General features: G+C 33.1%; 15 protein-coding genes. 9 read left to right on the top strand and 6 right to left on the bottom strand.

All coding sequences use genetic code 11. The features are described 5' to 3' along the window. Positions 1 to 19: 19 nt before the first annotated feature. Positions 20 to 445, bottom strand: coding sequence for a hypothetical protein (locus RTY06_RS07940; RefSeq protein WP_312824063.1), 426 nt, complete (start codon positions 443 to 445; stop codon positions 20 to 22). Between the two features lie 259 nt (positions 446 to 704). Here RTY06_RS07940 and RTY06_RS07935 point away from each other — a divergent pair, with 259 nt between their 5' ends. Genes RTY06_RS07935 through RTY06_RS07925 form a run of 3 tightly spaced genes read left to right on the top strand, consistent with a single transcriptional unit; the run spans position 705 to position 5,461 of the window. Next, on the top strand, positions 705 to 1,496 hold the full coding sequence (locus RTY06_RS07935) for a DUF2797 domain-containing protein (protein WP_312824061.1): 792 nt from the start codon (positions 705 to 707) through the stop codon (positions 1,494 to 1,496). Positions 1,497 to 1,500: 4 nt separating this feature from the next. After that, positions 1,501 to 3,327: a WG repeat-containing protein gene (locus RTY06_RS07930; RefSeq protein ID WP_312824059.1), complete on the top strand. Its 1,827-nt coding sequence runs from the start codon at positions 1,501 to 1,503 to the stop codon at positions 3,325 to 3,327. A 1-nt stretch (position 3,328) separates the two neighbouring features. Continuing rightward, positions 3,329 to 5,461, top strand: a complete 2,133-nt coding sequence (locus tag RTY06_RS07925) for a hypothetical protein (protein WP_312824057.1) — start codon at positions 3,329 to 3,331, stop codon at positions 5,459 to 5,461. 32 nt (positions 5,462 to 5,493) lie between these two features. On the opposite strand, the gene RTY06_RS07920 is transcribed toward RTY06_RS07925, so the two are convergent. From RTY06_RS07920 to RTY06_RS07905, 4 genes are all read right to left on the bottom strand, one after another. Next, a complete protein-coding gene (locus RTY06_RS07920) occupies positions 5,494 to 5,832 on the bottom strand; it encodes a hypothetical protein (protein ID WP_312824056.1) in 339 nt (112 codons plus the stop codon). Positions 5,833 to 5,973: 141 nt separating this feature from the next. Continuing rightward, positions 5,974 to 6,234 (bottom strand): hypothetical protein, encoded by a 261-nt coding sequence (locus RTY06_RS07915; RefSeq protein ID WP_312824054.1) that lies wholly within the window; start codon positions 6,232 to 6,234, stop codon positions 5,974 to 5,976. Positions 6,235 to 6,332: 98 nt separating this feature from the next. After that, positions 6,333 to 6,947: a hypothetical protein gene (locus RTY06_RS07910; RefSeq protein WP_312824052.1), complete on the bottom strand. Its 615-nt coding sequence runs from the start codon at positions 6,945 to 6,947 to the stop codon at positions 6,333 to 6,335. Further along, positions 6,947 to 7,324, bottom strand: a complete 378-nt coding sequence (locus RTY06_RS07905; RefSeq protein ID WP_312824050.1) for a hypothetical protein — start codon at positions 7,322 to 7,324, stop codon at positions 6,947 to 6,949. The genes RTY06_RS07910 and RTY06_RS07905 overlap by 1 nt, the downstream gene beginning before the upstream one ends. A gap of 118 nt (positions 7,325 to 7,442) precedes the next feature. Between RTY06_RS07905 and mfd the strand changes: the two genes are divergently transcribed. The 6 genes from mfd (at position 7,443) to pth (ending at position 13,860) form a co-directional block, all read left to right on the top strand. After that, positions 7,443 to 10,790 carry a transcription-repair coupling factor gene (gene mfd / locus RTY06_RS07900; RefSeq protein WP_312824190.1) on the top strand — a complete coding sequence of 1,116 codons (3,348 nt, stop codon included), beginning with the start codon at positions 7,443 to 7,445 and terminating at the stop codon, positions 10,788 to 10,790. 33 nt (positions 10,791 to 10,823) lie between these two features. After that, complete coding sequence (locus RTY06_RS07895; protein ID WP_312824048.1) at positions 10,824 to 11,069, top strand: hypothetical protein; 246 nt, start codon at positions 10,824 to 10,826, stop codon at positions 11,067 to 11,069. Then, positions 11,030 to 11,323 (top strand): type II toxin-antitoxin system RelE/ParE family toxin, encoded by a 294-nt coding sequence (locus RTY06_RS07890; RefSeq protein ID WP_312824047.1) that lies wholly within the window; start codon positions 11,030 to 11,032, stop codon positions 11,321 to 11,323. The genes RTY06_RS07895 and RTY06_RS07890 overlap by 40 nt, the downstream gene beginning before the upstream one ends. Positions 11,324 to 11,334: 11 nt before the next feature. Continuing rightward, positions 11,335 to 12,327, top strand: coding sequence for a hypothetical protein (locus RTY06_RS07885; protein WP_312824046.1), 993 nt, complete (start codon positions 11,335 to 11,337; stop codon positions 12,325 to 12,327). A gap of 73 nt (positions 12,328 to 12,400) precedes the next feature. Beyond that, positions 12,401 to 13,297, top strand: coding sequence for a hypothetical protein (locus RTY06_RS07880; protein ID WP_312824044.1), 897 nt, complete (start codon positions 12,401 to 12,403; stop codon positions 13,295 to 13,297). Next, positions 13,297 to 13,860, top strand: coding sequence for an aminoacyl-tRNA hydrolase (gene pth, locus RTY06_RS07875; RefSeq protein ID WP_312824043.1), 564 nt, complete (start codon positions 13,297 to 13,299; stop codon positions 13,858 to 13,860). Before RTY06_RS07880 ends, pth begins: the two co-directional genes overlap by 1 nt. A 145-nt stretch (positions 13,861 to 14,005) precedes the next feature. On the opposite strand, the gene RTY06_RS07870 is transcribed toward pth, so the two are convergent. Then, on the bottom strand, positions 14,006 to 14,641 hold the full coding sequence (locus tag RTY06_RS07870; protein WP_312824042.1) for a carbonic anhydrase family protein: 636 nt from the start codon (positions 14,639 to 14,641) through the stop codon (positions 14,006 to 14,008). Positions 14,642 to 14,669: the final 28 nt, after the last annotated feature.

Here is a 14,669-nt window from a genome sequence, read left to right as displayed (position 1 = left end):
ATTCGGCTGGTTTTTATTTTTACTTGACTTTTGCCAAATGAATCACATTATCTCCTTGAGAAATCAACAATGAGTCTTCCGTAGATTCTGCAGAAATACTATTTCTCTCATAGATTTCTCCTGCTGTTGTTGCTTGTTTAAAGTCAAGAACAAACTTGTTATTGTTAGCTTCTATAGTAATTGTTTTTGCCTTGCCATCGTCTATAAAAGTCGCTTTTGCTCGGCTTCCATCACTTGCTTTGTAAGGATATGAAACAGATGAGGTTTTTTTACCATTTATATCTTTTTGGGCATTAGAGGATGTAATAGTATCTGTTTTTCCATCTTTTTCTACGATTTCTGTTGTTGTAGAAAAGGAATCGGATGTTTTTTTGACATCATTTTTTTTACAAGAAAATAAAACTAAAGCGGTTACAAATCCTAGAATTAAACTGTTTGTTTTCATGGGCTAAATTTTTTATTAATAACAAAATTTCTGTCAAATTGTTGTCCAAAGACAGCAAAAAATCTAAAACTAATTTCGGAATTTTTTTATATATAATGATTGGATTAGATAATAAATTTTTATAGTCTTATAACTGATTGTTTTACAGAATTAATTTAAATCAAGTTACTGCTCAATAAATTATAATAATACAATTGATAAAATTCAGAATTAATTAAATAATGATTACTTTTAATCCCAATTTCTAACCCACAACAAAATGCAATTCTCCGGACAGATCCTAAAAATGATTTCCCAAAACGGACAACCCATCCAATACTATCTCAACCTAAAAAATGATTTGATTAATATGAATCAACTTTTTGGAAAAGATTTGCACATCAAACATATTGGTTATCAATGTGTGAATTGTGGAAATGACGAGAAAATCTACCGAATGGGATTCTGTAAAAAATGCTTTTTCGAAAGTCCTTATGCTAGTGATACGATTATCCGTCCAGAATTGTCAAAGGCTCATCTTGGTATTGTCGAGCGAGATTTGGAAGTGGAAAAAGAAATCCAGTTGGTTCCGCATATCGTTTATCTGGCTTACACAGGTGATGTAAAAGTTGGCGTTACGAGAACGCATCAAATTCCTACGCGTTGGATAGACCAAGGTGCGACTTTCGCTTTGCCAATCGCCATTACAGAAAACCGTTACGAAGCCGGAATGATTGAGGTTGAACTCAAAAAACATATCGCCGATAAAACCAACCCGAAAAAAATGTTGGCGGATGAATATGAAGACACTTTAGATTTAATTGATTTCCGAAACAAGATTGCGGACTACTTTCCTAATGATTTCAAAAAGTTTGCAGTGACTGATGAAGACATTGTAAAACTAGATTTTCCTTACGAAGCGCCGGCAAAAATCAATGTTTTTACATTGGACAAAAAACCAGAATTCAATGGAGTTTTGAAAGGGATTAAAGGACAATATCTTTCTTTTGAAGGCGGAGATTTTATCAATGTAAGAGGACACGAAGGTTATGTGATTGAATTGACAGTTTGATAAAATGAAGAATCCTTTATTTTTTCTCTTACTAATTTTACTTTCTTGTTCAAAGAATCCTAATAAGATTTCTAAAAAAGATATTAATTATATAGAAAAAGATAAAGAAACAGGCTGGTTTCGAGTTCATAACAAACAAAACAAATGGGGATTCATAGATAAAGATAGTTCTATTGTAATTCCTTTTGAATACGATTTTGTAAACCCTTTTGAAAACCATCTTGCTTATGCAAAACAAGGAAGTAAAGAATTCTTTATTACTTATAAAAATTTAAAATTAGAAGGAGATTTTGATGCTGTTAGTGTTTTTTCAGAAGGTTTAGCTCCAATTAAAAAAAATAGGAAATGGGGTTTTATCAACGAGAAAGGAAAGATTGTTATTCCAATTCAATATGATGTTGTTGATTGTTTCAGACCAAGTGGATTGTGCGCGGTAAGTAAAAATGGAAAATCAGGGTTCATTGATAAATCTGGTAAAGAAATAATTCCTATTATTTATCCTGAAGTGAATCAACAGATGCTGGATAAAAATGTTATTGTAAAAAACAAAGGCAAATGGGCTTTCTTTGACAATCAAGGAAAACAACTCTCAGACTTTATTTATAATGAAGTTTTCCGAACAGACCATTATGATTTTTCCAAAGACATTTTTACAAGAGATGAATCTACTTATTTCGAAAACGGAGCTGTTTTAGTTTTAAAAGATAATCATTATGAATTCCTCAATGAAAAAATAGAACCTGCTTTCCCCAACAATAAGTTTGATTCCGCAACAGTTTTTGACGCTTTTAAAAACGCCATCGTCAAAAGAAATGGCAAGTATGGAATGATAAAACCAAATGGAGAATTCAAGGTACAATTAGAATATGATTTTATTGAACCTTATGATACTAGTCACGGTCATTATTCCGAGTACTATAATGCAAGAAAAGGAAAAATCTTTTCTATCATTAATAGAAATTTGGAAAAAATAGGAGATTCTTATGAGCCAATTCATAATAATTTCCGAACAGACAATCCAACCATTTCATTTAAAAATCTTAAAGGAAAATTTGGTTTAGTTGATAGAAATGGAAATATCAAAATTCCTTTTGTTTATGATGAAGAACTCATATTTGAAGGGGATAATTATGCAATTGCAACCAAAAACAATAAAAAAGGAATCATTAATATTAATGGAAAAGTAATCTTCCCTTTCAATTTTGATAACATTACAACACTTGATGATATAGAAAACATTTTCATTTTTCATAATAAAAATGAAGCTAAAGTAATGAGCATCAATGGAAAGATATTAATTTCCGGATATGAAAATATCCGACCAATTTTCTATGACCATTCAAAATTCATAGTCAAGAAGAATAAGAAATTTGGTGTAGTTGATATCAATAACAAAATTCTTGCGCCAATTATCTATGATGAGTTTTCTGATTGGGTAGAATATGGTCCCGAAAACAGACATATTGTAAAAATTGGTTCAAAATCCGGAATGTTGGAAGAGAAGACTTTTAAGCAAAAAATACCGGTAGATTATGATTTTGTTTTCATCTCTCGGTTTGTTGTTTTTGTTGGAAAAAATAAAAAATATGGCATTATTGATTTGAATAATAAGATTCTTTGTCCATTAATTTATGATGAAGTGAAACCAAGTTATGTTTATGGCTTAGGTTTTGGAGAGGATAAAATATTTGCCAGAAAAGGGAAAGACTATTTTGAAATTAATATTAATGGAAAAGTTTTGAAATCTGTTACAAGACAAGATGTACAACAGAAAACTAAATCTCCAAGAATAGAAATTCCAGAACCGCCACCACCGCCAAAAATAAAATAATATGCAAAAAAAACTACTGAAAATTACTGCAATCGTACTTGGGAGTGTTTTGATTCTCATAGTTTTACTGAATATCGGATTCAGTCTTTGGCTCAAATATAAATTACCAGATTATCTCAAAACCAAAACACCTTACGAGATTACTTATCAATCTCTGAACGTGGAAATCTTAAGCGGAAGTATCTCCGCAAACCAAATTGAAGTTAAAACTAAACAACCAAACAATCTTGAAGTCTTAGCTCTCGAAGGAAGCTTGGGTAATTTGAATATCAGTAGATTAGATATAATTGAATTTTTAAAAAACAATCAAATCGAGGCTAATTCTATTAAGCTGACCAATCCTAATTTAAAAATCAGATTAGCCAAACCAAAAGAGGAGAAAAACAAAAAAAATCCAATTCCTTTCACCATCAAAAATATTGAAATAGAAAAAGGAAATATCGAGATTCATAAGCCTGATAATACAAAACTTTTCTCTGCTAACAATCTTAATATCGATCTCAAAAATCTAAGTCTTAATCAAAATCCTAACGAATTACCTTTTGCTTTGGACAGTTATAAAATCTCTGCCAATCAGTTTTACGCACAAATCGGTGAGATTTATTCTTTGAATTCTTCTGAACTGAAAACAGTTAATGGAGAATTGATAATTAATAATTTTGAACTGAAACCATTGATTGATTTCAAAAATTGGGAACAGAATTTCAAAACACAAAAGACATTTTTCGATATCAAAAGTAAAAGCATTTCTTTCAACGATTTGGTATTTAATAAAAAGAAGCTGAGTTTTAAAAATGCTCAAGTTGTTGATCCAATTTTTATATTACAAAATCGTGATAATAAAGTTGTTAAATCAAACAAAGAAAAGTCAAACTTTAACATTGATTTTGAAAACTTTGATATTAAAAACGGACAATTTTCTATCTTGAAATCGAATGGGAAAAAGTCACTTTCATTAGTGAAATTCAATGCTAATTTGAAAGAATTTGTAATGAATGAAGACACTTCAAAAAACAAAATTCCTTTCACTTACAAAGATTACAAAGTTTCCGGAAATCAGTTTTTTTATGATGCTGGGAAATATTACAATATGGATTTGTCAAGCTTCGAAATGTCTTCACAAAACATTGATTTAAAGAATTTTAAGTTAAAACCAAAAGTATCAAGAGCTGAGTTTGTGAGAATGATTCCTATGGAAAATGATTTGTTTGATATTTCCGCTAACAGAATCCAGTTTTCTGGAATTAATTGGAAATTCGAAAATGATAAACCGAACATCAGACTTAAAAATGCAAAGCTGACAAATGTTGATGCTAACATCTTCCGAAGTAAAATCCCGAAAGATAATCCAAAAGAAAAACTGCTTTATTCCAAATTATTAAGAACAATAAAATTTCCTTTAGTTGTTGAAAATCTGAATCTTATTCAATCCAAATTGGTGTACGAAGAAGATACGCCGGATTCTAACGGACCAGGAAAAGTCATTTTCACTCATTTTAATATGGATGTTGAAAATCTCAATTCCAACAAACAAAAAGGGGCGAATACAAAAGTTCCGATTGTAATCAATTGCAAATTTATGGATGCGTCACCAATGAAAGTAAATTGGAACTTCAATACGGCTGATATGCGGGATAATTTCACAATCGCCGGAACTATCAATGATTTGCCTGCTGTTGACATCAATCCGTTTATCAAACCTTATCTTAATGTGTCTGCGACCGGAACTATCACGAGTCTCAATTTTGATTTCAAAGGGAATAATGACATTATGAACGGGAAATTCAAGATTACTCACAAAGATTTGAAAGTGAGCCTTCTTGATAAAAAAACTAGAGAAAAGAAGAAGTTTTTATCTGCGGTTGTGAATCTAGTTGTGAGAAAAGATTCAAAACAATTTCCGGAATCTGTGGATGTTTATGTTGAGAGAAACAAGGAAAGGTCTTTCTTTAACCTGTTTTGGAAAGGCATTGAAGACGGTCTGAAAAAGACTTTGATCAGCATCAACGTCGATAAAGTGAAGGAAAATGTGGAAGATGTGAAAGAGACCGTGAAAGAAACAAAGAAAAAAATAAAAGAAGCTAAACGTGAGATTAAGAATAACCGTTTAAAGAAAAAAGAAGCTCAATCCTAAAAATTGAACTCCTTTTTTATATCCATCTGATTTCAGAAATCATATTCTTCTTTCTCTTCTGTAGGCAAAGATTTGATAAAATTATCAAACTCTTGACCGTCATAATTGCTGTCGGCACCATAAGAATCTATAATCATCGCTTTGTTGCCGTAGACATCTTCAACTAAATATAATGCAATATTATCAGCTGGGTCACTCGCTCCTTCGAAGCGATAAGTTCTGATGATTTTCAGGTCTTCAGCATGATAAGCTTTTGATGTGCTACGGATGACAAATTGATTTTTGTCGTTCATTATGATTTCGTCCGTAATTCCTTTTTCTCTGAGTTTCTCCATAACTTGAGAAAGCGTTAGCATTGGTTTTGTGCTCATAATAATATTTTTTGGGATTGGTGAGTATAAGTAAACAAATCACGAACCAAAAAACAAAAGACTTTACAAGTTGTGTAAAGTCTTAAAAAAATAAAAGTTATGAAAAATTAAATTCTCCCTCTCTTCTTCAATTAGGAAAATTTATTTGTTGGCCTTGTAACGTTTATCCGGCGTTCCGTCTTTTTTCAAAGTTTTGGCAGCCTTGTAACGTTTGTCTGGTGTTCCGTCTTTTTTTAGTTTGACATCTGCAGTCGTAGCTATTTTTTCAACTTTTGCTTCGCCTTTTTTGGCTTGCTTTTCAATTTTTTTAGTCGCTGTCTTTGCAGTTGCCGGAGCTGTTGTTTGTGCTGTTGCTAAGCCTAACCCGAAAGTAAGTAGCAATGCGGATAATAAATTTTTCATTTTCTGTGATGTTTTGGTTCGACAAATTTATGTTAAAAATCATTCTAAAATTAAGAATAAAAAACTTTAACCAGAAATTATAACAACTTAAAAACGGCTTAAAAGTTATAACGGTAAGCTAAACTAAAGTTGAGAAATATGGCTTTGGAGTAATAATCGGCAATGTCGGGATTTTGATTTCCGATTTTAGCATTATAGAAGTTAAGTTTTGTCCCGAAAAAGACTTGTTGATAACCTTCATTATCAATAGTATAAATAGCTTTTGCGCCGAAATTTAATCCGCCGTTTCCTTCGGTGAATTTACCAGAATTATCCAAATAAGGACTTTTCATCCTATATGTACTGTAACCCAAGATTTCTTCCACAAAAAAATCTTCTGTGATTTTATCTTTATGGAAAATATACCAATCAAAATTGTTCATAGAAGGTGCACCAAGATACCCGAATTTATCAGCATTTTTTACATTGGCTAAAAAATAAGTGTATTCTACACCAAGTCCGAAATTTTTGTAAAGGTTCAGATTTCCACCAATCCCAAATCCATAAAAATAATCGAAGCTATCTTTAAGAAAATTATCGCCAAGTACGGTCATTACTTTAACGTGTGGGTCGATAGAAGAACGGACATTTTCCGTCCAGTCTTGCTTTTTCCTTCTCTGAGAAAAAGTAGCAATTGAAATTAACGAAAAAGATAAGAGTAAAACTTTCTTCATTATTTCAAAACTATGTCATCGAAAATAACATAAGTCACACCATCAGGAATTTCGATGCTCAAAGAATCTCTGGAGATTTTGCATCCTTGAGTATCCGTTGAAAAAGATTTAATTTTAAAATTCTTCAGTTGGAATTTATAAGCGCCCTTGTCATAAGGTCCGGCTAATACAAAACTTCCACTTTCTTTGGGATAAGTTTCTGCAATGATTTTTTTGTCTTTTACGAGATGGATTGGGTCTTCCAGAAATTTAGCATCAGAATACGTAATCTTTCCCTCCGCATAAGCACGGAAAATGTTAGCATCATCATCCTTACATTGAATCGCAAGAAGTGACAACAAACAGAAAAAGGATAATATTTTGAAACCGAATTTCAAATGTTCATAGTTTAAGACTGTAAAATTAAAACTAATTTTTTTGAAAAATAGTATCTTTGTAACAAATAACGATTCCGAAAATATCTCGGAATCGCTTTTTGCGTTTATGCCTACATTAATGGAATTAAAAAAAATCAATCAAAATCTGCTTCCGGACTTGCTTCAGAAACAATTCGGGAATGAGATTTTTTCTCAATTAAATAACAACCAACATATTTCGGTCAAAGGAAGTGCAGGTTCTGCGGTTTCAATTTTGGCTTCGGAACTTTTCCTTACCCAGAAAAAAACGATTCTTTATCTTGTTGATGACAAGGAAGATGCGCTTTACATTAATGCAGAAATGGAAGACTTGATTGGAAAAGAAAATGTACTTTATTTTCCTGCAACACATCTTGAACCTTATCAAGTCGAGAAAACCCAGAATGCGAATTTGGTTTTAAGAACCGAGGTTATTAATAAGATCAATTCCGGAAATGCTCCGAAAGTGATTGTGGCTTTCGTTGGTGCTTTGTCAGAAAAAGTTCTGAAAAAAGAAGATTTTAAAGCGATTTCTCATCACATCAAAGTTGGTGACCAGTTGGATTTTGATTTTGTGGATGAATTACTGAATCATTACCAATTCAATCAAACAGATTTTGTTTCCGAGCCGGGAGAATTCTCTGTTCGTGGTGGAATTGTGGACGTTTTTTCTTTCTCTAATGAAAAACCTTATCGTATCACATTTTTCGGAAATGAGGTGGAAAGCATCAAAACTTTCGATATAGAATCTCAACTTTCTGTTGATAAAATCACTGAATTTCAGTTGGTTTCCAATATGAATTTTTCGGTTTCGGGAAGCAAGGTTTCGTTTCTTGATATTTTGCCAAATGATAGCTTTATGGTTTCGAAGAATCTTTTTGTTTCCAATAGAAGAATCAGAGACTTTTACGAAAAATCATTAGAAAAATTTGAGACTTTAAGTAAAGATATTAAACATAGAACACCAGAAGGATTATTTATTTCGGAATCAGAATTCCAGAACCGATTAATCAAATTCAAAACGATTGATTTCAGTTCGCAGGCATTTGAACTTCCAAAAATTAAAAATGTAGAACTCAATCAAACTCAACAACCGAGCTTTCATAAGAATTTCGAAATGTTGATTCAGGATTTGGAAGAAAAGCAAAGTCAAGGATTTGACACTTGGATTTCTTTTTCATCGGAAAAACAGAAAGAAAGATTAGAATCGATTTTTGAAGAATTGGAACACGAGATTCCGTTCAAAAGTTTCAAATCCGAACTTCACGAAGGTTTTGTAGATTCTGAAAATAAAATTCTGATTTATACTGACCATCAGATTTTTGACCGATATCAGCGTTACAAATCCAAAGACACTTTTGCGAAGTCGGAGCAATTGACACTCAAAGATTTAATGTCTTTGAAAGTAGGTGATTACATTGCCCATATCGACCACGGAATCGGGAAATTTATGGGATTGGTAAAAGTCAATAATGACGGAAAAATTCAGGAATGTTTTAAACTTAGTTATAAAAATGGAGATTTGCTTTACGTGAGTATTCATTCCCTTCATAAAATTTCAAAATATAACGGACCGGACGGAAAAGAAATCGTTCTCAGCAAACTCGGTTCACCCGCTTGGAAGTCGCTGAAACAGAAGACGAAAGCTAGAGTTAAGCAAATTGCATTTGATTTGATTAAATTGTATGCTCAGAGAAAAACGGCGAAAGGATTTCAATATTCGCCCGATTCTTATCTTCAAAATGAATTGGAAGCGAGTTTCCTTTACGAAGATACGCCGGACCAAGAGAAAGCAACTCTGGACGTGAAAAAAGATATGGAAGCAGAAGGCGTGATGGACCGATTGATTTGTGGCGACGTTGGATTCGGGAAGACGGAAGTTGCGATTCGTGCGGCGTTCAAAGCGGCGACTGATAGCAAACAAGTTGCGATTCTGGTTCCGACCACGATTTTGGCTTTCCAACATTACAGAAGTTTCAAAGAGCGTTTGAAAGATTTTCCTGTTAATATTTCTTACTTGAATCGGTTCCGAACGGCGAAGCAAAAATCTGAAACTTTAGCAGGTTTGAAAGATGGAAAAATCGATATCGTGATTGGAACGCACCAATTGGTTTCGGATAAAGTGAAATTCAAAAATCTTGGTTTATTGATTATCGATGAGGAACACAAATTCGGAGTTTCGGTAAAAGATAAATTGAAAACGATGAAAACTAATGTTGATACGTTGACATTGACGGCAACACCAATTCCGAGAACTTTGCAGTTTTCATTGATGGCTGCGCGAGATTTATCGGTGATTAAAACACCTCCACCAAACCGTCAGCCTGTTGAGACAAGCATTGTTGGTTTTAATGAAGAGATTCTTCGTGATGCGATTTCGTACGAATTACAAAGAGACGGACAGGTTTATTTCATTAATAACCGAATCGAAAATCTGAAAGATATTGCAGGATTAATCCAAAGATTGGTTCCCGATGCAAGGGTGATTACAGGTCACGGCCAAATGGACGGAAAACAAATGGAACAGAATGTTCTCGATTTTATGGAAGGAAAATATGATGTTCTAGTAGCAACAACAATCGTAGAAAGTGGTGTTGACGTTCCAAATGCGAATACTATTTTTATTAATGATGCTCATAGATTTGGGATGGCAGATTTGCATCAGATGCGTGGAAGAGTCGGACGAAGCAACCGAAAAGCCTTTTGTTATCTGATAACGCCTCCGTTTGATATGATGACATCTGACGCAAGAAAACGTCTGGAAGCGATTGAGCAATTCTCAGATTTAGGAAGCGGTTTCCAGATTGCGATGAAGGATTTGGAAATCCGTGGTGCAGGAGATTTGTTGGGTGGCGAACAAAGTGGATTTATCAATGAAATGGGATTCGAGACTTATCAGAAAATGATGCAGGAAGCTTTGGAAGAATTGAAAGATGATGAGAATTTTGAAAATCTTTTCGAAAATGAAGAAGACAGAAACAAGCTCATCAAATCTACAAAAGATGTGAACATCGACACCGATTTGGAATTGATGTTGCCAGATAATTACGTAAGTTCAACAGAAGAACGTTTGTCGCTTTATCAAAAATTGGCTGAAATCCAAAACGCGAAAGAGTTACAAGCCTTTGAAAATGAGTTGAAAGACCGATTCGGAGAATTGCCAAGCGAAGCGATTAATCTTCTAAAATCTGTGGAATTGAAGTGGCTGGCGGCGGAAATTGGATTTGATAAATTGGTGGTGAAGAACAAAGTTTTCCTCGGTTATTTCCCTGCGAATCCTCAGGATAAATTCTATCAAAGCGAGAAATTCAAAAAAATCATATCTTATCTCACACAAAATCCGGGAGAAGCTACGTTAAAAGAAAAGAACAATCAGCTGATGATGAGGAAAGATAACGTAAAAAATGTGGATGAAGTGAATCTGGTTTTGAATAGGATTTTGGCTTAAAATTAATTATATTTGATTAATAAAATTTTAAAAATGAATACTTTAACAATAAGAACAGAAAACCCAAACTTGCTTTCTTTGGTAAAAGATTTTCTGAAAAAATATAAAGAAATCGAAATTATAGAAGATGAGATTTCTGAAGATAAATTGAAAATTTACCTTGAAAATATTCAAAAAAAAGCCAATCAAGAAAACACCATTGATTCCAAAGAGATGAAAGATAAGTTCTTCCAAAAATTATGCGAATTAGATACACAAAAGAAGCAGAAGAATCTTTAATCGAAATTGCAGAATTTCTCTATTACAGATGGACGGAGAAAGAGATTCGAGATTTGTATGCTGAATTGGAAACGGTTCTCGAAAATGTATCTCAAAATCTGGTTGTTTATGAAAAGTTTTCGGAAAGTATATTTCAAGCTTTGATTGGGAATAGAAATGTGAAATTATATTTTTCGATTAATGAGGATGAAATCTTGGTTCTTTTCTTTCTCAATTGCAGACAAAATCCTGACAGACTTGATTTCTTAAAGTAAATATACTCTTAATGAGCCAATCTCTATTTGCTATTAAAAAAACAAAATTGATTCTATTGTTTTTCACGACAATGGTTTCTTTCTGCAACGCTCAAATCCAAAAATATCATTACGATAAGGAAATGACTTTTCTAAGTGAAGCGGATAATGAAGCGGGGATTTCGGTGAGATTTAATTCGAAAGACAAATCGGTTCCTGTTTATTCGATAAGTTATAATTCTGAGAAAAAAGAGATTCGAAATACGATTAATTTCTATTACGCTTATCGGAAAAATATCTATAGAATGGATGGTTTGCTTTATAACAAAAAATATGTTTCGGGTAATGGTTTCCGAACTTATAGTGCAGAGTCACCGATTAGATATTTCAAAAAAGCTTCGGATACTTTGTATGAATATCAGTCGTTTCGAGATTTAGAAAAAAGAATTGCAACAGATAAAGACGGAACCAAAATCGAATTGTTTGTAGCGAATCTCAAAGATAATATCGATTATTCTGAACCAGCGTTGTTTTATCTTTCGGAACATTATGGGATTTCGCCTGGTTTGGGAAAAGGTGAGATTGTGGTTTATGCGAATTATACTTTTAGTAATAATTTCAGCGCCGGAGATTATGTTAAGATGAAAGATATTGATGAAGATGTTTATTTCAACAAAGAACAAATTGAAGCTCTGATTGATGACAAATATCGAGAGTTTGTTACCAAAAATGAACCAGAAAAAAAACCAATCTATTGCTCTGTAACATCATTTGGTAAAAATACAGATGAAAAAACAACCGAAGAATTGAACGATTTCCTTGGCAATATCTGCGAATATTATGAGTTATGGAATAAGCAAGAAAATAATGAAAGTTTCAAAACCTATTTTGATTCCGAAATTAAAAGAATAGTTGAAATTTATAAAAACAATGACACTCTAAATGAGAAACAACTCAAAACTTACCTTGAAGAATTGAATCAGCTTAAAAGTCAGAATTCCTTAGAAAATTTTGATTATAAATGAATTATTTTCAATTAAAAATTTGAATTCGAAAATTTATTTTAAAAAGTTAACTTTGCAAATAGAAAACAATACAATGAAAAGCATATTTTATTATCTAACCATAATATTCGGAATCTTTGCATTGGCATCTTGTAGTCCAAATCAAGATGATAATGGCGATTTTTTGCACGGGATAGTTTACGACCCAACTACTACTGATCCAGGAAGTGGGAGCGAGACTACAAAGCTTCTTGAAAAAGTTTCAGGAGTAGATTCTGATGGGGAATCTACCACTGTTACTTATACTTACAAAGATAAAAAACTAACTTCTGTAAAAACGGAGGTAGACACAGATATGGAAACTGCGCTATTAAGCTATTCAAATGATGTAATAACACATATGGATATTACCAATGTAGAATCAGGAGATACTAGACAGACAAAAGTAGATCTTTTATATAATTCTGGTAAATTGATTGGTGCTAACGGAACAACCGAATCTGGAGGAGCTGTCCTCTATAAGTCAACGACAAATGTTACTTACGTTGGAGACAAAGTTTCGAAAGTGGTCACTAGCATGAACACAGAGGATCCGGATAATCCAGGGCAGTATATTTTGTCTTTTGAAGTTATAAGTGATCTAACCTACACAGGAAATAATATTTCTGTTTGGAAATTAACCACAACCACCGCATCTACTCCTCCTATTGTAATCCCTCCAATTGTAATAGAATCTGAACTAAGTAATTACGATAGTAACAAGAACCCTTTTGGAACGCTACCTTTAGCTTATAATATTTTATCAACACATTACAATACTTCTAATCAAGGTATGTTAGGTCTATCTACCAACAATTACAGAAGTGTCAAGGTTACAACGATGGGGTTCTCGCAACCACTTAACATGACTTATACTTACGATGCAGGTGGATATCCTATAACAATGCTTTCTAGTGGAGGAGACAAATTAAATTTTCAGTATACAAAATAATGAAGTATCTCATCGTCGGTATCGGGAACAAAGGGGAAGAATATGTGGAAACCCGACATAATATTGGTTTCAAAATTGCTGAAAAAATTGCAGAGAAGATAGAAGCGCCATTCAAATCTTCAAATTTCGGATTGCTGGCAGAAGGAAAATACAAAGGCAGAAAAGTTTTTGTACTTAAGCCGGATACCTATGTCAATCTTTCTGGAAATGCTGTTAAATTCTGGATGCAGAAAGAGAATATTCCTTTAGAAAATATATTGATTATTACGGATGATCTTGCATTACCTTTTGGTTCATTAAGGATGAAAATGAAAGGTTCTGATGCGGGTCATAATGGTTTGAAAAGCATACAGTCGCAGCTGAATACTCAAAATTATCCAAGATTAAGATTTGGAATATCTGCCGATTTCTCCGAAGGAAAACAAGCAGATTATGTATTAGGAAAATGGAATACCGAGGAACAAGAAAAACTTTCCGAAAGAATCGAAAAGTTTTCCCAAGCGGCATTGTCTTTCGTTTTTGCAGGTGTTCAAAATACAATGTCTGCTTTTAATGGAAAATAGATTAATCTGTATCTGTTTTCAAAAGCCTTTACGGATTTCGTTTTTTAATTAAGCAAATTATTTTAGATATTCAGTTTTGAAAATAAGTAAGCCGGATAATAAATTACCCGGCCTACCACCCTAATTGTATGAAGAAAAAAATTTCCTATAACCAAGTTACAACGCCAGTTTCAACGTCATAATTTGCACCCACGACTTTGATTTTACCTTCATTTTCTAGGTTTCTCAAAGTTGAACTTTGCTTACGAATTTCATCGATTGCATTCTTTACATTTTGTTGATTCAGTCTTTCCAAAAGATCTTCGTTTTTGGATGAGCGCTCTTCTCCATCTTTGATAATATTTTTGATTATTGGGTCAAAATGTCCAATCAAGTGGTTCAGGTTATCCATTCCAAGACCTTCGATAGCTGCAGAGTCTAGACCTCCTTTCAAAGCGCCACATTTAGTATGACCAAGGACAACAACCAACTTGGATCCTGCAACATTACAGCCAAATTCCATAGAGCCAAGAATATCTTGGTTCACAAAATTACCTGCAATTCTAACGCTGAAGATATCTCCCAAGCCTTGGTCAAAAATCAATTCAGCAGACGTACGGCTGTCGATACAACTCAAAATAACTGCAAACGGCCATTGACCAGTGCGAGTTGCATTAACTTGCTCAAGAAGGTCTCTGTTGGCTTTAAGGTTATTTACAAACCTTTGATTTCCTTCTTTCAAGAACTCTAATGCTTTTTCTGGTGTAATGGTTGCTTGTGTTTCGGATGTATGTGCTTTCATTTTTTTTAAAATTTTAAATAGTTAATAT

It is taken from the genome of Epilithonimonas sp., assembly GCF_032055105.1.
In the GTDB taxonomy this organism is placed as follows: Bacteria; Bacteroidota; Bacteroidia; order Flavobacteriales; family Weeksellaceae; genus Epilithonimonas.
The sequence above is the reverse complement of the archived record's forward strand: the minus strand, read 5'-3'. Positions and strand labels throughout refer to the sequence as shown.

Coding starts and splice junctions, on each gene's coding strand:
- RTY06_RS07940 (WP_312824063.1), bottom strand. CDS start 445: ATGAAAACAAACAGTTTAATTCTAGGATTTGTAACCGCTTTAGTTTTA.
- RTY06_RS07935 (WP_312824061.1), top strand. CDS start 705: ATGCAATTCTCCGGACAGATCCTAAAAATGATTTCCCAAAACGGACAA.
- RTY06_RS07930 (WP_312824059.1), top strand. CDS start 1,501: ATGAAGAATCCTTTATTTTTTCTCTTACTAATTTTACTTTCTTGTTCA.
- RTY06_RS07925 (WP_312824057.1), top strand. CDS start 3,329: ATGCAAAAAAAACTACTGAAAATTACTGCAATCGTACTTGGGAGTGTT.
- RTY06_RS07920 (WP_312824056.1), bottom strand. CDS start 5,832: ATGAGCACAAAACCAATGCTAACGCTTTCTCAAGTTATGGAGAAACTC.
- RTY06_RS07915 (WP_312824054.1), bottom strand. CDS start 6,234: ATGAAAAATTTATTATCCGCATTGCTACTTACTTTCGGGTTAGGCTTA.
- RTY06_RS07910 (WP_312824052.1), bottom strand. CDS start 6,947: ATGAAGAAAGTTTTACTCTTATCTTTTTCGTTAATTTCAATTGCTACT.
- mfd (WP_312824190.1), top strand. CDS start 7,443: ATGGAATTAAAAAAAATCAATCAAAATCTGCTTCCGGACTTGCTTCAG.
- RTY06_RS07895 (WP_312824048.1), top strand. CDS start 10,824: ATGAATACTTTAACAATAAGAACAGAAAACCCAAACTTGCTTTCTTTG.
- RTY06_RS07890 (WP_312824047.1), top strand. CDS start 11,030: ATGCGAATTAGATACACAAAAGAAGCAGAAGAATCTTTAATCGAAATT.
- RTY06_RS07885 (WP_312824046.1), top strand. CDS start 11,335: ATGAGCCAATCTCTATTTGCTATTAAAAAAACAAAATTGATTCTATTG.
- RTY06_RS07880 (WP_312824044.1), top strand. CDS start 12,401: ATGAAAAGCATATTTTATTATCTAACCATAATATTCGGAATCTTTGCA.
- pth (WP_312824043.1), top strand. CDS start 13,297: ATGAAGTATCTCATCGTCGGTATCGGGAACAAAGGGGAAGAATATGTG.
- RTY06_RS07870 (WP_312824042.1), bottom strand. CDS start 14,641: ATGAAAGCACATACATCCGAAACACAAGCAACCATTACACCAGAAAAA.